This is a genomic window from Nonomuraea roseola (assembly GCF_039535395.1).
In the GTDB taxonomy this organism is placed as follows: domain Bacteria; phylum Actinomycetota; class Actinomycetes; order Streptosporangiales; family Streptosporangiaceae; genus Nonomuraea; species Nonomuraea roseola.
This window is the reverse complement of sequence record NZ_BAAAXC010000015.1, coordinates 5,069,393-5,087,980: the sequence shown is the minus strand read 5'-3', so window position 1 is coordinate 5,087,980 and position 18,588 is coordinate 5,069,393. Positions and strand designations below refer to the sequence as shown.

Genomic DNA, 18,588 nt, shown 5'->3' with positions numbered 1-18,588 from the left:
TCGCGCCGCGAGGGCGGGAGCCGTACCTCCTGGGATCAGCCCGTCCTGGTGGGCACGGCAGTGGCCGTCACGGGATCGCCGGGCGTCTCGGTCGGAATGGGCGTGGGCTCGATCGACTCCGGCGCCGAGGGGTCGGCCGAGCGCCTCGACTTCGCCGGAGGTGAGGGGATGGGCGTGGGCTCGACGTCGGGCGCCGTCGCCGTCGGGGTCGGCTTCGCCGGCTCCTGCGAGGGCGTCGGCTGCGGGTCGCACGCGCTGTCGTGCCCCGCCGTCGGAGCGTCGGGCAGGGTGTCCACGACCGAGACCGCCGTCTGGGCCGTGAGAGCCAGCAACGTGCCTGCCGGAGCCTTCGCGGCCTTCTCGTCGACGACCGTGTCCCGCTCGCCCATGAACACGAACGTCTCGGGGTCGAAGATGAGCTGCTCCATCGTTCCCTGCTCAGGGGCCGCCCTGCCGAGAGCGGTCCCCTTGCGCCCCGCCCCGTCCTCCACGCCTTCGGCGACCTCCACCCCCGGCAGCTCCTTCATCGCGGCGAACAGCGCGGCGCGCTGCGCCTTCGGCACGTAGGTCTCCCTGATCAGGTCGGCCGCGGCGCGGAAGGCGTCGTCGTTGGTGGTCTTGGCCCGCTTGGCGAGGAAGTCCTTCATGCGCCCGGGATCGTCCGGCAGCGTGGACAGGAAGGCGTAGTCGTTGCGGAAGGCCCCGAGGGTGTCGGGGCACGAGGCCACGCGGTGCCAGTCGGTTCCCTGCCACTTCTGGGCCTGCTCCGGCAGCGGCCAGCCAGGGAACTGCCTGGGCTCCATGCCCTCGATCGACATCAGCCCGTCGGCGCTGGCGTCCGCCGAGCGCCACAGCTGCCGCTTGGTCCTGTAGAGGTAGCGCGACTCCTGCTCGCCGAGGGAGTAGGAGGGGTACATCGTCTCCGACTCCACCAGGACGAACTGCCCCGGCTTCGGGTCGAGCTCGCCGCCCACGCCCACCGTGACCGCGTCCGTGGGAGGGGCCACCGTGACCGCCCCCGCGGGACGGGCCGCCGTGCCGTCCCGCGGGGTGGACGACAGCGTGAACGCCACGCCGCCGACCAGCGCCACGGTCAGCCCGAAGGCCCCCGCGGCCTGCCAGCCCAGGCGCGGAAATCTGAATCCCCGTCTGGCCCTGGTCTCCTCCAGCAGCCGCCTGCGCGCGGCCTCGCGCGCCTCCCGCGGGTACGGCGGGACGTCCGGGCGTCCCTCGGCGAAGATCCTGATCTCGTCATCCATGCTCGGGCTCCTCTCGGAAAGGGTCGATGCCGCCGAGGGCCCTGCGCACCTTGGTCCTGAGCCGGTGCAGCCGGGAGCGGACAGTGCCGACGGGGATGTCCAGCGCGAGCGCCACATCCTCGTAGGTCAGGTCCGCCCACGCCACCAGCAGCAACAGATCCCTTTCGGCCGCCGAGAGCCGCGTGAGCGCCTTGGCGAGCCTGGGCTGAAGCTGCTCGGCGGTGACACGGTCGGCGCTTCGCTCGTCGAAGGATCCGGGCCTGTCGGGCGCCAGCCGTGCCATGGCCTGGGTACGGCGGCGCTCTGCCCTGCGGTGCTGCGCCACGACGTTGGTCGCGATGCCGTACAGCCATGGCCTGGCGTCCGGTCGCGTGCGGTCGTAGCGCGCCCTGCCGCGGAAGGCGGCGAGGAACACCTCGCCCACGGCGTCCTCGGCCAGTTCGGGGCCGAGCCGCCGTGCGGCGTACCTGAAGATCTCATCGGCGTGCCGGTCGAACAGCGTCGCGAACAGCTCGGGTTCGCTCATTGACTGTCCGACCAGCGTCGCGTCGTCCAACGCCTGCGCCATCACCACGGGAGGGAGTCCTTTCTGCGGTCATTCAGTACTTGGCCGCAGGCCGGAGTCCGGTTCCACCTACTTTGCGAGCCCCCACACGAGCAGCCCCTCGGGCGCGTCCTCCCGCGTGAAGCCCGCCTCGGTCAGCTCGGCGACCAGGGTGGCGAGCGAGGGCCTGTGGGTGACGCTGTCGACGACGTCCTCGCTGATGACCTCGCCCCCGTGCCTGATCACGTAGCGGAAGCGGGCCGAGATGCGCTCGCCTTCGACCTCGAGCGTCCTGCCCCACAGCTCGTAGGTGTGCCTGCCGACCCGGTAGGAGGCCATCTCCGCGTCGTCGCCAGGCGTCGGGGCCTCTCGCTCCCTGAAGTTGAACACCAGCCGCCCGCCGGGGACGAGCTGCCTGGCGAGGGTCGCCCAGAGGCTCGCGCGGTCCTCGATCGAGTAGAGGACGGCGATCATCACGATCATGTCCACCGGCTCGTCGAGCTCGACGTCGAGCGCGCCGTACGGCAGGACGGTCACCCGCTCCAGCAGCTCGCGCCGGCCCGCGAGCCTGGACAGCAGCACCGAGCGCATGCCGAGCGAGGGCTCGAGGGCGAAGATCTCGCCGTCGGTCGCGTCGGCGATGACCTCGGTGATGAGGCCGGTGCCCGCGCCGATCTCCAGCACCGAGCCCTTCACCAGCGCAGGCAGCTTCTCCCGGATCTCGGGCACGTGCCCGTCCTCGTGCCACAAGTCATAAAAAGGGACAGCCACGGCATATTGGTCAGAGGTCATGCACAGTTTCTAGCGGATCCAGCGTCTCGCCGTACCAGGTAACGGTGACCTTCTCGGAGAAGTCCAGCGACGCGAGCGCGTTCTGGAACATCGGCCCCTTGGTCACCCTCCACCGGAACGGCGGGCGGGGGATGCGGGCGAGCCTGGCGAGCGTGCCGCCGATGAGCGTGGCGACGCCGAACTGGGTGAAGATGTTGGCCAGGCGCAGCGCCATGCTCAGCGGGTTGCGGATCGGCGAGCAGACGACCTGGTAGATCCGCCCCGGAGCCTGCGCCAGGTAGGAGTAGTGCACATCGCCGGAGAGGATGAAGACCGGCTTGTCGATCTTGATCAGGAGCCTGGACAGGTCGTCGAAGGAACGACGGAAGGCGCCCCAGTGCTCCAGGTCGAAGGCCTGCCTGAAGATCTCGGACGCCCGCGCGACCAGCCTGCCCCACTTCCCGTCGCACAGCGCCTCGTTCCAGTTCTGCACGAAGTGGACGCCCTCGGGCAGCAGGAACGGGATCGACGAGCCGATGATCAACCGCCCGCTCGCCCCCTCGATCTGCTCCTCCAGCCAGGCCCACTCCCCCGCGTCGAGCATCCTGCGGTCGCGGGGGGTCAGCTGCCTGGCGCACCGGGTGTCGATGATGATGAGCCTGGAGTGCCCGAGGTCGCGGGCGTAGCTCCACCTGTTGCTGGTCGGCTCGGCGTCGGCCTGGTAGGCGAACTCGTCGAGTGCCGTGGCGCCCTCGCCCGCGCGCAGCGCCGTCAGCAGCGGATCGTCCGCGCGCTCCTCCGGTGAGAGGTTGCCCAGGTGCTGGTAGACCCAGTACGCCCCGAGCCCCGCCACGACCCGCCTGCGCCACCAGGTCGTCCTGGCCATCTTGATGCGCCAGTCCTTGGAGGTGTTCCAGTCGTCGCGCAGGTCGTGGTCGTCGAAGATCATCGCTGTCGGCACGGTCGACAGCAGCCACCTGATGTCGGGGTCGCTCCAGGCGGTCCTGTAGAGCTCGGCGTACTCCTCGAAGTCGGCGATCTCCTTGGCGGGCTCCTCGCCCGGCTTCCTGCGCCCCGCGATGAACTCCTGCATCCTGGGCGAGGGTTTGTCGGCGTAGACCTGGTCGCCGAGCATCAGCAGCAGGTCGGGCAGCGGCTCCCCGCTGCGGGCGTAGGCGCGCAGCACGTCCACCCCGTGCGTGGCGGTGTGCGCCGCGTCATGGGGCACGCTGGTACGGCACGAGCCGAACATCACCCTCTCCGGCCCTTCGGGCGGCAGCAGCCTGATGCGGCTGGGCCTGTCGCTCTCGGGCCACACCTGCTCGCCGTTCAGCTCGACGGTGTACTCCCCCTCGAACCCCTCCAGATCGACGATCGCGTAGTGGTGTCCGTGCACGGCGAACGTCGGGGTCCCCCACCGCCCGCACACCGTGACCACGCAGGGCTCGGACGTCTCCACCCAGATGGAGGCGCGGGTGGAGTCGACGTAACGCAGCATCGGACCGACGACCAAAGATGACATCCGAGTCCTTCGTTGTGACAATTCGGCGCGGTTTCACTCTCAAGACTGCCAGAGTGGCACGTTCCCATAGTGCTCATGTCCGGCTTGGATTCTGGCTAGGCTGATCGCCTACAGAACCGCCCATGGGTTAAGCAATGGCGCTTTTCCCTCTTTTGGGCGTACATAACAGGAGGAACTCCTTCCATGAGCGTCATGGTGCCGTCAAGGACGCCGGCCCTGATCACCCCTGGACAACAGGCCCTCGACTCCGCTCTCCACCAGCTCGGCCAGGCCGCCGAGGAGCTCGGTCTCGACGACGGGCTGCGCACGATGCTCGCCACGCCGCGCCGCTCGCTGACCGTCTCGGTTCCCGTCCGCCGCGAGGACGGCAGCCTGGACGTGGTGCAGGGCTTCCGGGTCCAGCACAACGTCTCGCGCGGCCCCGCCAAGGGCGGCATCCGCTTCCACCCCTCCACCGACATCCACGAGGTCACCGCGCTGGCCATGTGGATGACGTGGAAGTGCGCGCTGGTGGGCATCCCGTACGGCGGCGCCAAGGGCGGCGTCTCCGTCGACCCCACCGTGCTCAGCACGCGCGAGCTCGAGCGGCTGACCCGCCGCTACGTCAACGAGATCCTGCCGCTCATCGGCCCCGAGAAGGACATCCCCGCGCCCGACGTCGGCACCGACGAGCAGACCATGGCGTGGATCATGGACACCTACAGCGTCAACGCCGGGTACTCGGTGCCCGGTGTCGTCACGGGCAAGCCGATGACGCTGGGCGGGTCGCTGGGCCGTACGGGGGCGACCTCGCGCGGTGTGCAGATCGCGACGCTGACCGCGCTCGGCCGCTCTCCCGAGGGCGTCACCGTCGCCGTCCAGGGCTTCGGCAAGGTCGGCGCGCTGGCCGCGCAGTACCTCGCCGACGCGGGCGCACGGGTCGTCGCGGTGTCGGACGTCGGCGGCGCCGTCCACGACTCCTCGGGCCTCGACGTGGCCGGCCTGCGCGCCTGGGTGACGGAGACCGGCAGCGTCGCCGGCTACCGCCACGCGGACGCGCTCGCCCTCGACGAGCTGCTGGAGCTGGACGTCGACGTGCTGGTCCCCGCCGCGCTCGAAGGAGCCATCACCGCCTCGAACGCGCCTCGCGTCAGGGCCAGGCTCATCGTCGAGGGCGCCAACGGGCCGACCACGCCCGAGGCCGACGAGATCCTCGCGGCGCAGGGCATCACGATCGTCCCCGACATCCTGGCCAACGCGGGCGGGGTGATCGTGTCGTACCTGGAGTGGGTGCAGAACATGCAGGCCTACTCCTGGAGCGCCAGCGAGGTCGAGGTCAGGCTGCGCGACCTGATGGAAGGTGCCTTCTCGGAGGTGAAGTCGGTCGCCGCGACGCGCGGGCTGACCCTGCGCCAGGCCGCCCACGTCATCGGCGTCGGCCGCGTCGCCGAGGCCCACCAGATGCGCGGCCTCTACCCCTGACTCCTCGCCCGGCAGTCGCGGCCCTCTCGTCCCGTACGCGGGCGAGGGGCCGCGCCTGCGCGGCTCTCCATAGGATCAGCTCATGACATATCCCGATCCGATTTACTTCGACGACAAGGGCGAGTCCAGCGCCGTCTACCGGCCGGCGGGCTCCGAGCCCGACCTCGTCTACCCCACCGGCAACACCGTGGACTACCTGGCCACCGGCGCCTCCACCGGCGGCCTGTTCGGCCTCTACCGCTGGAACATGGGCCCGACGCCCACCGGGCCTGGCCCGCACTTCCACAAGACGATCACCGAGTCGTTCTTCATCCTCGAGGGCACCGTCAAGATCTACAACGGCGACCGCTGGATCGACACCAAGCCCGGCGACTGGGTGCACGTTCCCGCGGGCGGCACGCACGGCTTCCGCAACGAGTCGGGCGAGCCCGCCTCCATGCTGCTGCACTTCTCGCCCGGCGCGCCGCGCGAGGGCTACTTCGAGGGCCTGCTCGACATCGCCGGCATGAGCGACGAGGAGAAGGCGGAGTTCTACCTGCGCCACGACAACTACTGGCTCTGATCCTCTACGCGTAGGGCGCGGTGATGACCTCCAGGTTGTGGCCGTCGGGATCGTCGAAGTAGACGCCGCGCCCGCCGTAGAGGTGGTTGATCTCACCCGCCTCGCGATGTCCTGGATCGGCGTAGTACGCCAGACCTCGCTCCCTGATGCGCCCGAAGATCTCGTCGAACTCGGGCTCGCTGACGATGAAGCAGAAGTGCAGCGCGCGGAACTCCTCCGCGTCCATGTAGTCGAGCGTGACGCCGTTGGCGGTCTCGACGGGGACGAACGGCCCCCACTGCGGCCCCGCCTTCAGCCCCAGGATCCCGGCGAGGAACTCCGCCGAGGCCCGCTTGTCCCTGCTCGGCACGATGGTGTGGTTCAGGTCGACAGCCATGACTCCAGCGCACCACCGACCAGCCGTCCTGGCAATGGGTCAGCCCGTCAGCCAGGCGGGCGAAGCGCCCGTAGGCAACGTCTGCGACACGAACCACCCGATGGTGTCGAAGCTGCCCAAGGCGGTGCTCAAGCACCCCGAGGCGTACGGCTCTGCCCACGCCATGCTGCGTGACCTGGCCGAACGTTACACGGCAAGGAGCGTGCGATCCTCTAGGGTTGAATGATCAACTCAAGGGGGATGGGTGCTCAGGCTGGTTCTCGCGGTGTGTCTGCTCCTGCACGGCGGCCCCGCTCCCACACGGGACTCGCGGGACACCGTCGGCTACTGGAGCCGCGAACGGATCGTCAACGCCAGGCCCGCCGATCTGCTCCCCTTCCCCCGCCTCGACGTGGCACCGCCGGATTCCGCGCCTCCGGCGGTGCCGCTCGGTTACGGCGCGCGCCGTACCGTGCCGGGCAGGAAGGTGCTCACTCCGGGCGGCGACCGTCTGGGCTACTCCCTCGTGGCCAGGCCCTACACGGGGGCGCACCGGCTGGCGGGGATCCTGCTGAGCCACGATCCCGTGGCCGGCACGGACATCGCCTGCGGGGCGGCGGTGATCAGGTCGCGCAGCCGCAGCCTGGTGCTGACGGCCGCCCACTGCCTGTACGCCGGTGGCCGCCCCCTCTCCCACGTGGCCTTCCTGCCCGCCTACAACTCCCTGGACACCGGCAGGTCCTCGCGAGGAGTCTGGCCCGCGGTGCGCGTCTGGGTGCCGCGGCGCTGGAGGGAACGGCCCTACTCCCCCGAGCAGCTGCCCTACGACCTCGGCGTGGCAGGGGTGATGAGGGGCAGCAAGCTCCTGGAGGAGGTCACGGGCCCTGGGCTGCGGCCGCTCCTGACCCCCAGGAGGAGCGCGGTGAAAGGACTCGAGCTGCTCGGGTACCCGGTCGGGCGCTCCTACCCTGGCACCGACATGTACCGGTGCCTGGGCGACGCCGTCGACGGCGGCGCGGCGGGGCCCGGCGTGCTGGTCACGCACAACTGCCAGGCGGCCAACGGGACCAGCGGCGGGCCCGCGGTGCGCGCGGGCGTGGTGGCGGGGGTGGTCTCCTCCTCCAGCCCGCTGCGCGAGCCCGCGGGGTTCACCGTGCTGACGCGGCTGACGCCCAGGCCCTTCGGCCGCATCCTCGCGCGAGCCGACCACGTGATGCGCCACTGAAGACGCGCCCCTCGGACTCGGCGCCCTCAGGCGGCTGTCGCGCCTCGGGGGGCGGGCGGCTTTCGCTGCCTCGGGGGGCGCGGGCGGCTTTCAGGAGTGGCAGGCGGCGACGATGTCCTCGCAGATCTCGTGGGTGACCAGCGCGTCCTCCGCGCTGATCACCTCTCCCTCTCGCACCGCCGACAGGAACGCCAGGCACACCTGCTCGATCCCCCGCTGGCGCGAGACGGGCGCCCAGTCGGGCCGCCGCACGAGCCGCTCCCCCTCGGGGGCGTAGTCGACCACGTCACCGAGGTTGACCACCCGCCGCTTCACCCCGTCGCCCAGCACCTCGACGCTCTCCTCCGAGGCGGCGCCGATCCTGTTCATGACGCCGTGGGCGGTGAACCCCTCGCCCGACAGCTCCAGCACGAGGTGCTCCACCAGCCCCTCGCGCATCCTGGTTCTGATCCGCCGCTCCGTGACGGGACCGGGTGCGAGGAAGCGGAGCGTGTCGACCACGTGGATGAAGTCGTCGAAGACCGCTCGCCTGGGCGTGTCGGGCAGGGAGGGGCGGTTCTTCTGCATGAGCACCAGGTGCCGTGAGAGCTCCATCAGGGCGGTGTAGCCGGGCGCGTGACGCCTGTTGAAGCCGACCATGAGCGAGACGCCCTCGTCGGCGGCCAGCCGTACGAGGTGGCGGGTCTCCTCCAGGGTGTAGGCGATGGGCTTGTCCACGTAGACCTGCACCCCCGCCCTGATCAGCGGCTCCACGATCTCGCTGTGGGCCTCGGTGGCCGCGTGGACGAAGGCCGCGTCGACGCCCGCCTTGATCACCTCCTCGACCGACGTGGACCGCTCGGCGACGCGGTGGGCGTCGCCGAGGCGGCGCAGCGTCCGCTCGTTTCGCGTGCACAGATGCAGGTCGAGGTCGGGCTGGGCGGACAGCACGGGAAGGTAGGCCTTCTCCGCGATGTCGCCGAGCCCGATCATGGCAATCTTCATGCCCCGAGCGTAGTGCGGAGCGCCTGGTCGAGAGGCGTGGGCTTGACGCCGAAGGTGGCGGTGAAGGCCGAGGAGTCGAGCTCGTACGGCGCGACGAACTGGTAGCGGGTGTGCCGCAGCTCACCGATCATCGGGTTGAACAGGCCGACCGCGCGCATCAGCGGCCACGGCAGCTGCATCAGCTTCGGCGCGGGCCTGCCGAGGATGGCCGCCATCCGCTCGCCCAGCTGCCTGAACGTCTGCGGCTCGGTGGTCGGCACGTGCCACGGCCTGCCCCACGCCCGCTCGTCGCCCGCCGCGACGACCAGCGCCTCGGCCACGTCGGGCAGGTAGGTCCAGCTGTGCGGGATGTCGGCGGGCCAGATGAGCGGCACGGTCTTGCCGGCCTTGAGCGGCACGATGAACCTGTCGCCCAGGTACGACTGGTCGGTGGTGCCGGGGCCGAAGTAGTCCGAGCCCCTGATCTCGACCGCCCTGATCCTGCCGGCCTCGTGCGCGGCCCGCATGTCGTTCCACATCTTGGCTCTGACCTGTGCCTTCGGGTTGGTGGACGCCAGCGGCAGGTCCTCGGTCATCGGACCGCGCACAGGACCGTAGGGGTAGAGGTTGCCCAGCGCCACCAGCACCGCCCCGCTCGCCTCGGCCGCGGCCATGAAGGAGGCGGCCATCGGCGGCCAGTCGGTGAGCCAGCGGTGGTACTGCGGGTTGACGCAGTTGTAGATCGCGTCGGCCCCCTTGGAGATCTCGATCATCCTGGCGTGGTCGGTGACGTCCGCCGCGATTCTCGTGGCCTCCTCCGGACCACTGCCCGAACGGGTGACGACGACGACCTCGTGACCCTGCGCGATCAGCCTGCGCGCCACGTGCGGTCCGACCTGCCCTGCTCCGACGACGATGTGCTTACCCATGATCAACTCTCTTTCCGAAGAACGTCAGCTGAAGAAAACCACTCGAACGGACAGGCTCAGGACTGCTGCCAGACCAGCCGGAGGACCGCGTTGACGGCGAAGGCGACGGCCAGGATCGCGGCGGGGGCCGCGGCGCCGGCCAGGTAGAGGGCCAGCGCTCCACCGCCGAACCAGGCGATCTCGAACAGTCCTCTCGCGATCCCGGTCAGCGGGTAGGTGGCGTTGGTCCCGCCACCGGCGGCGAACAGCCCCCACAGCACCGCGAACAGCACAGGGGCGCCGATCCCCGCCAGCAACTTCACCGCCCAGCCGGTGCTGAGCGTGAACCCCCAGTATCCAACGGAGATCAGCACGCCGATCTCCAGCAGGAACATCAGGAGCATGTTGGCACCCTTGGCCATGGCGAGCATGTGCACCTCTTCGTGATTGCCGTTCACTTACGAGAGCAATGCTCTCCCATAAGAGCACCTGTCGTCAAGAGCAGTGCTCTCGTTTATTGGCAGCGCTCTGGTAGCGTGAGCGCATGACCACCGCCAGCCGTACAGCCAGAGAACGTGTCCGCGCGGAGTTGATCAAGGAGATCACCGACATCGCCAGGCGGCACCTGTCGACCGAGGGCGCCGCGGGCCTGTCGCTGCGGGCCGTGGCGCGGGAGATGGGCATGGTCTCGTCCGCCATCTACCGCTACTTCCCGACCAAGGACGACCTGCTGACGGCGTTGATCATCGACGCCTACAACGCGATCGGCGACGCGGTCGAGCAGGCGGACGCTGGCTGCGCCAGGGACGACTTCACCGGCCGCTGGCTGGCGATGACCAGGTCGATCAGGGAGTGGGCGCTGGCCCACCCGCACGAGTACGCGCTGATCCACGGCACCCCTGTTCCCGGCTACCAGGCGCCGGCCGACACCGTCGACCCGGCCTCACGCGACGGGGTGATGTTCGGCCGGTTGATCGCGGACGCTCACGCGGCGGGCGCGATCACGGTGCCGCAGGACACGCGGGCGCCGGTGGGCTTCCACGACGACGCCGAGGCACTGCGCGAGACGATCTTCGTGGGGGTGCCCGACGAGGTCATCCTGCGCGGGCTGCACGCCTGGACCTGGGTGTACGGGGCGGTCAGCTTCGAGCTGTTCGGGATGTACAACAACGTGATCAGCGAGAGGGCGGCCACGTTCGAGCACGGCGCCCTCTCGCTGGCCCACTACATCGGCCTCACCTGACCGAAACGCCGCCCTCGCTCAGCGAGGGCGGCGCAGGGGGCGAGGGCGCGGGACACGCGCCCTCGGAGAACCGCGGTCAGCGTGAGGCGCGGTTGACCGCCGAGATGATCGCCTTGAGCGAGGCCGTCGTGGTGTTGCCGTCGACGCCGACGCCCCACAGCACCTCGCCGTTGACGTCGCACTCCAGGTAGGAGGCCGCCTTGGCGTCGCTGCCCGCGCTCATCGCGTGCTCCACATAGTCGAGGACGCGCACCTGGAACCCGATCGACGAGATCGCGTCGATGAAGGCCGAGATGGGGCCGTTGCCCGTGCCCGCGACCTCGCGGATCTCCCCGTCGATGCGCACGTCGGCGCTGATGCGGTCCTTGTCGTCGACCGTGGACTCGTGCCGGTGTGCCATGAGGCCGAGCCGGCCCCACCTGTTGGCCGGGTTGGGCAGGTACTCGTCGGTGAAGATGTCGTACATCGCCGAAGGCGAGATCTCCCCGCCCTCGGCGTCGGTGCGCGCCTGCACGACCTTGGAGAACTCGATCTGCAGCCTGCGCGGCAGGTCGAGCTGGTGGTCGGCCTTCATGATGTAGGCGACGCCGCCCTTGCCCGACTGGCTGTTGACCCTGATGACCGCCTCGTAGGTGCGGCCGATGTCCTTGGGGTCGATCGGCAGGTACGGCACGGCCCAGGTGAACGAGTCGACGGGCACGCCCGCGGCGGCCGCATCGGCCTCCATGTGCTCGAAGCCCTTCTTGATGGCGTCCTGGTGGGAGCCGGAGAAGGCGGTGTAGACCAGCTCGCCGCCCCACGGGTGGCGCGGGTGCACGGGCAGCTGGTTGCAGTACTCGGTGACGCGGCGGATCTCGTCGATGTCACTGAAGTCGATCTCGGGGTCGACGCCCTGCGAGAAAAGGTTCATGCCCAGGGTCACCAGGCAGACGTTGCCCGTGCGCTCGCCGTTGCCGAACAGGCAGCCCTCGATGCGGTCGGCGCCCGCCATGTAGCCCAGCTCGGCGGCGGCCACGGCGCTGCCGCGGTCGTTGTGCGGGTGCAGCGACAGGATGACGGAGTCGCGGTAGGCCAGGTTCCTGTGCATCCACTCGATCTGGTCGGCGTAGACGTTGGGCGTGGCCATCTCGACGGTCGCGGGCAGGTTGACGATCACCTTGCGGTCGGGGGTGGGCTGCCACACGTCGTTGACCGCGTTGCACACCTCGACCGCGTACTCGAGCTCGGTGCCGGTGAACGACTCGGGTGAGTACTGGTAGTGGACGTCCACGTCGCTGGCCTCGGCCAGCTTGCGCACCAGCTTGGCGCCCTCGACGGCGATCGCGGTGATGCCGTCGCGGTCCTGGCCGAACACCACGCGCCGCTGCAGCGTGGAGGTGGAGTTGTACAGGTGCACGATGGCCTGCTTGGCACCCTGGATGGACTCGAAGGTCCGCTCGATCAGCTCGGGCCTGGCCTGGGTCAGCACCTGGATGACGACGTCGTCGGGGATGCGGCCCTCGTCGATGATCTGCCTGACGAAGTCGAAGTCGGTCTGCGAGGCGGCGGGGAAGCCTACCTCGATCTCCTTGTAACCCATGGAGACCAGCAGCTCGAACATCTTGAGCTTGCGGTGGGAGTCCATCGGGTCGATCAGCGCCTGGTTGCCGTCACGCAGATCGACCGCGCACCAGCGCGGTGCCTTGGTGATGACCTGGTCGGGCCAGGTGCGATCGGTCAGCCTGATGGGCTCGAACGGCTGGTAACGCTGGATGGGCATGGAACTGGGCTGCTGAGCGGTCATCTCGGATATCCCTCGTCGGTCGGATCGAAGCGGCCGACGCGCATGACTCGCTCCGCGACGAGGGAGCCGGCCTTTAGAGGCCCCCGCCGCGGCAGCTAAGAAGCAGTCCATGCAGCATGTCAAGCACGCTACCAGACCGTGCGGAATGCGAGCGTCAAGATCTCACATCGCGAGATCGGACGAGCACGGACAGGCACGTCACGCATCCTTCGAGCTTCTCGAACTCCGAGATGTCCACCCTGACCACCTCCAGGCCCCGCCTCTCCAGCGTGGCCGCGGTCGCCGGCGCCGAGGCGGCCATCAGCACGCGGTCGCCGCCGAGCAGCACCACGTGGGAGCCGGACTCCTCCTCGGGCACGAGCAGGTCCTGCAGGTCCACGCAGGCCGGGTCGCCGATGAGCGTGCCGTCGGGCAGCGCGGTCACCGCCGACTTCAGATGCAGCACGCCGCGCAGCTCCACGGGGACGACCTCCCGCTCGGGCAGGTGCGCGGCCAGCTGCGCGATGCCCTCGTCGTTGGTCCTGGCCGACCTGCCGACGTAGACGCGCGAGCCGACCTGGAGCACGTCGCCTCCGTCGAGAGTGCCCTCCCCCTCGATGCGCCTGATCTCCAGATCCAGCTTCCTGACGGCCGCCGCCACGCTCTCCACCTCGGGCCGCCGCTCGGGCGCTCCCGGCCTGGTGAGCACGGCCCTGCCCGCGCACACCACGACCGTGTCCTCGACGAAGGGCCCGTCGGGCAGCTCGTCGGCGCGCTCGACGTGCTCGGCGCGCCAGCCGTTCTCCTCCAGCGCGCGCACGTAGGCGGCGTGCTGGCGAGCGGCCAGCTCGGCGTCCACGGGCTCCCGCTCGATGTTGGTGACGATTCCCTCCGCCACCCGGGGTCCTGGCGTTCTGACCAGCGCAATACCAGACATAGGAGGCTTTCTACCACGTGGTGGCTAGAGTCTGGTCCATGCGGGACAACGAGATTCTCAGCAGGATCAACGCCCTCGTCAGCGAGGAGCACGAGCTGCGCGGCAGGCTGGCCGCGGGCGAGGTCACGACCGACGAGGAGAACGCGAGGGTCAAGGAGCTGGAGGTGGCGCTGGACCAGTGCTGGGACCTGCTCCGCCAGCGCAGAGCCCGCCGCGGCGTCGGCGAGGACCCCGACAACGCCGCCCCCCGCCCTGCCGGCGAGGTGGAGAACTACCAGCAGTAGGACCACGCGACCGACCTCGGGGTAAACCAGTGGCGGGAGCGGGCAGGCGTGGGGTTGCCTGGGCAGATGGACATCCAGAGCGTCGACCTCGACCGACCCGGTGACCTGCTGGCAGGACTGCACGACGCGCACCAGGCGGCCTTCGCCCACCTCCAGGGCCCCCGGATGTCGCTGCCCGACTTCACCAGGATGGTCTCGCGCGGTCTTCCCGGCGATCTCCTGGAGGCGTGGGCGGTCGTCGAGGACGGCGTGGTGGTGGCCGGGTACGGCCTTGAGCTGCCGATGTCCGACAACACCCACCTGGGGGAGCTGCGCCCGCTGGTGGTCAGGCCCGAGCGCCGGCGCAGGGGCCTCGGCACCGCGCTGCTCGCCCACGCCGCCGACAGGCTCCGTACGGCCGGCCGCCGCCTGCTGGTCACCGAAGGTGAGACGAAGGACCCCGCCGCGGGTTTCGCCCGCGCGAGGGGCTTCACCGCCTCGCTCGGCGAGGCGCGCAGGATGCTCGACCTCCGCACGGCCGACTGGCACCGGCTCGAACGCATGCTCGGGGAGGCGGAGGCGCGGGCCGGCGGCTACCGGCTCGAACGCTGGATCGGCGCCGCGCCGCCCGAGCTCCACGACGACCTGGTGCTGATGATGGAGGGCATGAACGACGCGCCCCAGAGCGACGACGTGGACGACATGAAGTGGGACACCTCGCGCATCGCCGCCTCGGAGGCGCTCGACTCCGAGTTCGCGCAGCTCACCTACAGCATGCTCGCCAGACGCGACTCCGACGGAGCGCCCGCCGGCTACACGCGCGTCTACGTCGACCTCGCCCAGCCCGACGGCTGGGGGCGCCAGGCCGACACCGTCGTCCTGCGCGAGCACAGGGGACACAGGCTCGGGACGGTGCTGAAGGTGTCGAACCTGCTGTGGTTCAGGGAGATGGAGCCGGACGTGGCGCGCATCATCACCTGGAACGCCACCTCCAACGCGCACATGCTGGCGATCAACGAGGCGATGGGATTCGAGCTGATCGACGAATGGAACGCGTGGCAGCTGGAGGTCTAATCCAGCCGGATATGTTCCCCTTGACCGGGAGTGAGCCGCGCCGTGTGGGCCCTTACGAGCTGCTCGGCAGGCTGGGCGCAGGCGGCATGGGAGCCGTCTACCTCGGCCGTGACCCCGCGGGCTCCCGCGCGTCTACCGGCGGGTGGACCCGCCAGGCGGCACGTGGTGGCCCGATCTCGCGCTCGGAAGGATCAAAAGAGCCGATCCTCCCCTGCGCTGATTTCCCCTGTGTTAAGCGGACGTTAGATAACCAGCCATCCCCCTGGACGGAACAACCTTCCGCGGAGAGCCTACGACCTGCAACGACTCTCGCTGGAGGTCCCCCTTGACGACTCACGCAGCCGCGCGCACGCCTTGGAAGGCGGTGCTCGGCGGTTCGATCGGCAACCTGGTCGAGTGGTACGACTGGTTCGTCTACAGCAGCTTCGCCGTCTACTTCGCGAGCGCGTTCTTCCCCAAGGGCAACACCACTGCCCAGCTCCTCAACACTCTCGGCATCTTCGCGGTCGGCTTCCTCATGCGACCGGTGGGCGGCTGGCTGCTCGGCCGCTACGCCGACAGGAAGGGCCGCAAGGCGGCGCTCACGATGACCGTGACGCTGATGTCGGCCAGCGCGCTCCTGATCGCCATCGCCCCGACGTACGAGTCGGTCGGCTACTTCGGCGCCGTGGTCCTGCTGGTGGCCCGCCTCCTGCAGGGCGTCTCGGTCGGCGGTGAGTACGCCGCCAGCGCCACCTATCTCACCGAGGCCACCCCCGCGGGCAAGCGCGGCTTCGCCTCCAGCTTCCAGTACGTCTCCATGACGGCCGGTCAGCTGGTCGGTCTCGGCCTGCAGATCATCCTGCAGAACACGATGTCGGAGGAGGCGCTGACCTCGTGGGGCTGGCGCATCCCGTTCATCATCGGCGCCCTCGCCGCGGCCGTGGTGTTCTACCTGCGCCGCAGCCTCATGGAGACCGAGGTCTTCGACGAGGACAACAAGGGCGCGCAGCCCGAGCGCGGCACCCTGCGCCTGCTGTTCACGCACAAGCGTGAGTTCTTCCTGGTCATCGCCCTCACCATGGGCGGCACGGTCGCATACTACACCTACACGACCTACCTCACGACCTACCTGTCGAACACCGCGGGCCTGCCGAAGTCCACGGCGACGCTGGTCAGCTTCTGCGCGCTGTTCATCTTCATGTGCATCCAGCCGCTGGCCGGAGCGCTGTCCGACAGGATCGGCCGCCGTCCGCTGCTGATCACCTTCGGCTTCGGCTCCATGCTCGGCACGGTGCCGCTCATGTACGCACTGTCCGGCGTCAGCGGCTTCGGGGGCGCGCTGGTGCTGTCACTGGTCGGGCTGATCATCATCACCGGCTACACCTCGATCAACGCGGTGGTCAAGGCCGAGCTGTTCCCGACGAACGTGCGGGCGCTGGGTGTGGCGCTGCCGTACGCGATCGCCAACGCGCTGTTCGGCGGCACGGCCCCCTACGTGGCGCTGTGGTTCAAGGACGCGGGCATCGAGTCCGGCTTCTACTGGTACGTCGCGGGCTGCGCGGCCGTCTCTCTGGTCGTGTACTTCACGATGCGCGAGACCCGCGACGCCGCGCTGTCGTCCAGTGAGCAGACGGGACCGGAGCTCGTTCGCGCCTAATACCCTGAACGACATGCGAGTGCTCCTGGTCGAAGATGACGACCGGCTCGCGGCCGCCCTGACAACAGCCCTGTCGCGGCACGGTCACCAGATCGTGCGCGCGGGGCTGGCCGTCGACGCCCTCCGCCTGGCGGGGGGCGTCGACTTCGTCCTGCTCGACCTCGGTCTGCCCGACATGGACGGGCTCGAGGCGCTGCGCCGCGTCCGGCGGGTCTCCGCGGTGCCGATCATCGTGGTGACCGCGCGCACCGAGGAGCGCGAGGTCCTGCGGGGGCTGCGCTCGGGCGCCGACGACTACCTCATCAAGCCGTTCCGTACGGCGGAGCTGATGGCCCGCATGGAGGCGGTCGTGCGCAGGGGCACCCGCCCCATGCCGGCCCGCGACCACGTGGTGACCGTCGGGGACGTCCGCATCGACCTCGAGACGCGACAGGTCAGCGTCGACGGCGAGGCCGTGACGCTGACCAGGCGCGAGTTCGACGTGCTCGCGCTGCTGGCCAGGCAGCCCGGCGTGGTCCGCAGCCGCGAGGAGATCCTCGACGAGGTGTGGGGCGACCCGCTGCTGTCGGCCTCCCGCTCGCTCGACGTGCACGTGGCGGGGCTGCGCGCCAAGACGGGCCGCCCCGGCCTGGTCGAGACGCTGCGCGGCACGGGCTACCGGCTGGGCGGGCAGTGAACGCCAGGCTCGTCGTCACGTTCACCACGCTGATCGTGTTGATGATCGCGGCGCTGGCCGTCCCTCTCGGGCTGGCCTACGCCTCGCACCGCACCAACCGGCTCCTGCTCGACCGGCGCGCCGATGCCACCCGCTTCGCCGAGCTGGCCGACCAGGCCGCCCGCGAGGGCGACCGTACGGCGCTCACGGCGGAGGTCATCCGCTACAGCGACCTGTACGGCGCCGCCGTCGTGGTCAAGAACCGCGAGGGTGAGAACCTCGTCGACGCCGGCGACATGAGCGTGGACACCTCGGCCGCCGTCCGCCTGGCCCTGGGGGGTCAGACCACCGAGGACCTGCCGACGATCAGCCCGTTCGGCCCTTCCCACGTGCTCGTCGCCGAGCCGGCCGGCCGCGACGCGCAGCTGTCGGGCGTGGTGCTGCTGCTGGCCCCGACCGCCCAGGCCCGCGCGGACGTGTCCCTGGTCTGGGCGGGCCTGGCACTCGGCGCGCTGGTGGCGCTCGGCTACTCGGTGCTGGCGGCCAGGGGTCTGGCCAGGTGGATCCTGCGTCCCGTCACCGAGCTCGACCGCACCACGCAGGCCATCGCCGAAGGCCACCTCGACGCCCGCGCCCACCACGGCGTCGGCCCCTCGGAGCTGCGGCGGCTCGAGGAGCGTTTCAACGCGATGGCCGACGCGGTCTCCTCCACGCTCGACAGGCAGCGGGCCTTCGTGGCCGACGCCTCACACGAGCTGCGCACCCCGCTGACCGTGCTGTCGCTGCGGCTGGAGAACCTGGAGCCGCACCTGCGCAGCGAGGGCACGGCCGAGTTCGAGGAGGCGCTGGCCGAGGTCGACCGCCTGGCGGGGCTCGTGGAGGACCTTCTCGCTCTGGCCAGGGTCGAGGCGGGCGCGGTCACGGGCGAGCTCGACAGGGTGGCCGAGCTGGCTCCGCGTCTTGCCGGGTGGCGGGAGGTCTACGCGGCCAAGCAGCTCACGCTGGAGCTGCCCGCGTCGCTGGTCGCGCCCGAGGCGGTGGCCAGGATCGCCGACATCGCGCTCGACAACGCCCAGAAGTTCGTCCCTCCCGGCGGGACGGTCACCGTGACCCTGCGCGAGGGCGTGCTGCGCATCGCCGACGACGGCCCCGGGCTGCCCGAGGAGGAGCGCTCTCAGGCGATCGGCAGGTTCTGGCGGGCGGGCGCGCACGCGAACGTGCCTGGCAGCGGGCTCGGCCTGGCGATCGCCGCCGAGCTGGCCAAGGCGTGCGGGGCGACGCTCGCACTCGGGCGGAACGAGCCGCACGGGCTGGTGGTGGAGCTGAGGCCGGCGCAGCCGGACACGGGGCGGTGCCGGCGCAGCCGGACACGGGGTAGTGCCGGCGCAGCCGGACACGGGGTAGTGCCGGCGCAGCCGGACACGGGGTAGTGCCGGCGCAGCCGG

Annotated in this window: 19 protein-coding genes; 9 read left to right on the top strand and 10 right to left on the bottom strand. The window is 70.2% G+C overall.

Annotated features, from left to right (window positions below):
- Positions 1 to 35: 35 nt before the first annotated feature.
- The 4 genes from ABFX55_RS47495 to ABFX55_RS47480 form a co-directional block, all read right to left on the bottom strand.
- The gene (locus ABFX55_RS47495; RefSeq protein WP_346130596.1) at positions 36 to 1,259 is read right to left on the bottom strand and encodes a CU044_5270 family protein; all 1,224 of its coding nucleotides are present in this window, start codon (positions 1,257 to 1,259) and stop codon (positions 36 to 38) included.
- Complete coding sequence (locus ABFX55_RS47490; protein ID WP_346131467.1) at positions 1,252 to 1,827, bottom strand: RNA polymerase sigma factor; 576 nt, start codon at positions 1,825 to 1,827, stop codon at positions 1,252 to 1,254. Before ABFX55_RS47490 ends, ABFX55_RS47495 begins: the two co-directional genes overlap by 8 nt.
- A 66-nt stretch (positions 1,828 to 1,893) precedes the next feature.
- Positions 1,894 to 2,532 (bottom strand): class I SAM-dependent methyltransferase, encoded by a 639-nt coding sequence (locus ABFX55_RS47485; protein ID WP_346130594.1) that lies wholly within the window; start codon positions 2,530 to 2,532, stop codon positions 1,894 to 1,896.
- Between the two features lie 52 nt (positions 2,533 to 2,584).
- Positions 2,585 to 4,096, bottom strand: a complete 1,512-nt coding sequence (locus ABFX55_RS47480; RefSeq protein ID WP_346130592.1) for an alkaline phosphatase D family protein — start codon at positions 4,094 to 4,096, stop codon at positions 2,585 to 2,587.
- A gap of 183 nt (positions 4,097 to 4,279) precedes the next feature.
- Here ABFX55_RS47480 and ABFX55_RS47475 point away from each other — a divergent pair, with 183 nt between their 5' ends.
- Complete coding sequence (locus ABFX55_RS47475) at positions 4,280 to 5,557, top strand: Glu/Leu/Phe/Val family dehydrogenase (RefSeq protein ID WP_346130590.1); 1,278 nt, start codon at positions 4,280 to 4,282, stop codon at positions 5,555 to 5,557.
- Positions 5,558 to 5,639: 82 nt separating this feature from the next.
- Positions 5,640 to 6,119, top strand: a complete 480-nt coding sequence (locus ABFX55_RS47470; RefSeq protein WP_346130588.1) for a cupin domain-containing protein — start codon at positions 5,640 to 5,642, stop codon at positions 6,117 to 6,119.
- Between the two features lie 4 nt (positions 6,120 to 6,123).
- On the opposite strand, the gene ABFX55_RS47465 is transcribed toward ABFX55_RS47470, so the two are convergent.
- Entirely contained in the window at positions 6,124 to 6,495 is a 372-nt protein-coding gene (locus ABFX55_RS47465) for a VOC family protein (RefSeq protein WP_346130586.1), read from the bottom strand.
- Positions 6,496 to 6,739: 244 nt separating this feature from the next.
- Between ABFX55_RS47465 and ABFX55_RS47460 the strand changes: the two genes are divergently transcribed.
- Positions 6,740 to 7,699 carry a trypsin-like serine peptidase gene (locus tag ABFX55_RS47460; protein WP_346130584.1) on the top strand — a complete coding sequence of 320 codons (960 nt, stop codon included), beginning with the start codon at positions 6,740 to 6,742 and terminating at the stop codon, positions 7,697 to 7,699.
- Between the two features lie 90 nt (positions 7,700 to 7,789).
- Here the strand turns inward: ABFX55_RS47460 and ABFX55_RS47455 are convergent, their stop codons facing one another.
- Genes ABFX55_RS47455 through ABFX55_RS47445 form a run of 3 tightly spaced genes read right to left on the bottom strand, consistent with a single transcriptional unit; the run spans position 7,790 to position 10,028 of the window.
- Positions 7,790 to 8,683, bottom strand: coding sequence for a Gfo/Idh/MocA family protein (locus ABFX55_RS47455; protein ID WP_346130582.1), 894 nt, complete (start codon positions 8,681 to 8,683; stop codon positions 7,790 to 7,792).
- Positions 8,680 to 9,591, bottom strand: a complete 912-nt coding sequence (locus ABFX55_RS47450; protein ID WP_346130580.1) for an NAD-dependent epimerase/dehydratase family protein — start codon at positions 9,589 to 9,591, stop codon at positions 8,680 to 8,682. Before ABFX55_RS47450 ends, ABFX55_RS47455 begins: the two co-directional genes overlap by 4 nt.
- A 56-nt stretch (positions 9,592 to 9,647) precedes the next feature.
- Positions 9,648 to 10,028, bottom strand: a complete 381-nt coding sequence (locus ABFX55_RS47445; protein WP_346130578.1) for a YrdB family protein — start codon at positions 10,026 to 10,028, stop codon at positions 9,648 to 9,650.
- 86 nt (positions 10,029 to 10,114) lie between these two features.
- Here ABFX55_RS47445 and ABFX55_RS47440 point away from each other — a divergent pair, with 86 nt between their 5' ends.
- Positions 10,115 to 10,813 (top strand): TetR/AcrR family transcriptional regulator, encoded by a 699-nt coding sequence (locus ABFX55_RS47440; protein WP_346130576.1) that lies wholly within the window; start codon positions 10,115 to 10,117, stop codon positions 10,811 to 10,813.
- Between the two features lie 76 nt (positions 10,814 to 10,889).
- Here ABFX55_RS47440 and leuA read toward each other — a convergent pair whose 3' ends face one another.
- Both leuA and ddaH read right to left on the bottom strand, forming a co-directional pair.
- Positions 10,890 to 12,596, bottom strand: a complete 1,707-nt coding sequence (gene leuA, locus ABFX55_RS47435; RefSeq protein WP_346130574.1) for a 2-isopropylmalate synthase — start codon at positions 12,594 to 12,596, stop codon at positions 10,890 to 10,892.
- A gap of 154 nt (positions 12,597 to 12,750) precedes the next feature.
- Complete coding sequence (gene ddaH / locus ABFX55_RS47430; protein WP_346130572.1) at positions 12,751 to 13,512, bottom strand: dimethylargininase; 762 nt, start codon at positions 13,510 to 13,512, stop codon at positions 12,751 to 12,753.
- A 38-nt stretch (positions 13,513 to 13,550) separates the two neighbouring features.
- Here ddaH and ABFX55_RS47425 point away from each other — a divergent pair, with 38 nt between their 5' ends.
- From ABFX55_RS47425 to ABFX55_RS47405, 5 genes are all read left to right on the top strand, one after another.
- Positions 13,551 to 13,796: a DUF2630 family protein gene (locus tag ABFX55_RS47425; RefSeq protein WP_346130570.1), complete on the top strand. Its 246-nt coding sequence runs from the start codon at positions 13,551 to 13,553 to the stop codon at positions 13,794 to 13,796.
- 66 nt (positions 13,797 to 13,862) lie between these two features.
- On the top strand, positions 13,863 to 14,849 hold the full coding sequence (locus ABFX55_RS47420) for a GNAT family N-acetyltransferase (RefSeq protein WP_346130569.1): 987 nt from the start codon (positions 13,863 to 13,865) through the stop codon (positions 14,847 to 14,849).
- Between the two features lie 325 nt (positions 14,850 to 15,174).
- Positions 15,175 to 16,488, top strand: coding sequence for an MFS transporter (locus ABFX55_RS47415; protein ID WP_346130567.1), 1,314 nt, complete (start codon positions 15,175 to 15,177; stop codon positions 16,486 to 16,488).
- A 13-nt stretch (positions 16,489 to 16,501) separates the two neighbouring features.
- Positions 16,502 to 17,164 carry a response regulator transcription factor gene (locus ABFX55_RS47410; RefSeq protein ID WP_346130565.1) on the top strand — a complete coding sequence of 221 codons (663 nt, stop codon included), beginning with the start codon at positions 16,502 to 16,504 and terminating at the stop codon, positions 17,162 to 17,164.
- Positions 17,161 to 18,573 (top strand): sensor histidine kinase, encoded by a 1,413-nt coding sequence (locus ABFX55_RS47405; protein WP_346130563.1) that lies wholly within the window; start codon positions 17,161 to 17,163, stop codon positions 18,571 to 18,573. Before ABFX55_RS47410 ends, ABFX55_RS47405 begins: the two co-directional genes overlap by 4 nt.
- Positions 18,574 to 18,588 lie beyond the last annotated feature (15 nt).

Excerpts from the sequence above, each read along its gene's own strand:
- ddaH (WP_346130572.1), bottom strand. The coding sequence starts at position 13,512 with ATGTCTGGTATTGCGCTGGTCAGAACGCCAGGACCCCGGGTGGCGGAG.
- ABFX55_RS47455 (WP_346130582.1), bottom strand. The coding sequence starts at position 8,683 with ATGAAGATTGCCATGATCGGGCTCGGCGACATCGCGGAGAAGGCCTAC.
- ABFX55_RS47495 (WP_346130596.1), bottom strand. The coding sequence starts at position 1,259 with ATGGATGACGAGATCAGGATCTTCGCCGAGGGACGCCCGGACGTCCCG.
- leuA (WP_346130574.1), bottom strand. The coding sequence starts at position 12,596 with ATGACCGCTCAGCAGCCCAGTTCCATGCCCATCCAGCGTTACCAGCCG.
- ABFX55_RS47420 (WP_346130569.1), top strand. The coding sequence starts at position 13,863 with ATGGACATCCAGAGCGTCGACCTCGACCGACCCGGTGACCTGCTGGCA.
- ABFX55_RS47475 (WP_346130590.1), top strand. The coding sequence starts at position 4,280 with ATGAGCGTCATGGTGCCGTCAAGGACGCCGGCCCTGATCACCCCTGGA.
- ABFX55_RS47425 (WP_346130570.1), top strand. The coding sequence starts at position 13,551 with ATGCGGGACAACGAGATTCTCAGCAGGATCAACGCCCTCGTCAGCGAG.
- ABFX55_RS47450 (WP_346130580.1), bottom strand. The coding sequence starts at position 9,591 with ATGGGTAAGCACATCGTCGTCGGAGCAGGGCAGGTCGGACCGCACGTG.
- ABFX55_RS47490 (WP_346131467.1), bottom strand. The coding sequence starts at position 1,827 with ATGGCGCAGGCGTTGGACGACGCGACGCTGGTCGGACAGTCAATGAGC.
- ABFX55_RS47470 (WP_346130588.1), top strand. The coding sequence starts at position 5,640 with ATGACATATCCCGATCCGATTTACTTCGACGACAAGGGCGAGTCCAGC.
- ABFX55_RS47465 (WP_346130586.1), bottom strand. The coding sequence starts at position 6,495 with ATGGCTGTCGACCTGAACCACACCATCGTGCCGAGCAGGGACAAGCGG.
- ABFX55_RS47410 (WP_346130565.1), top strand. The coding sequence starts at position 16,502 with ATGCGAGTGCTCCTGGTCGAAGATGACGACCGGCTCGCGGCCGCCCTG.
- ABFX55_RS47480 (WP_346130592.1), bottom strand. The coding sequence starts at position 4,096 with ATGTCATCTTTGGTCGTCGGTCCGATGCTGCGTTACGTCGACTCCACC.
- ABFX55_RS47440 (WP_346130576.1), top strand. The coding sequence starts at position 10,115 with ATGACCACCGCCAGCCGTACAGCCAGAGAACGTGTCCGCGCGGAGTTG.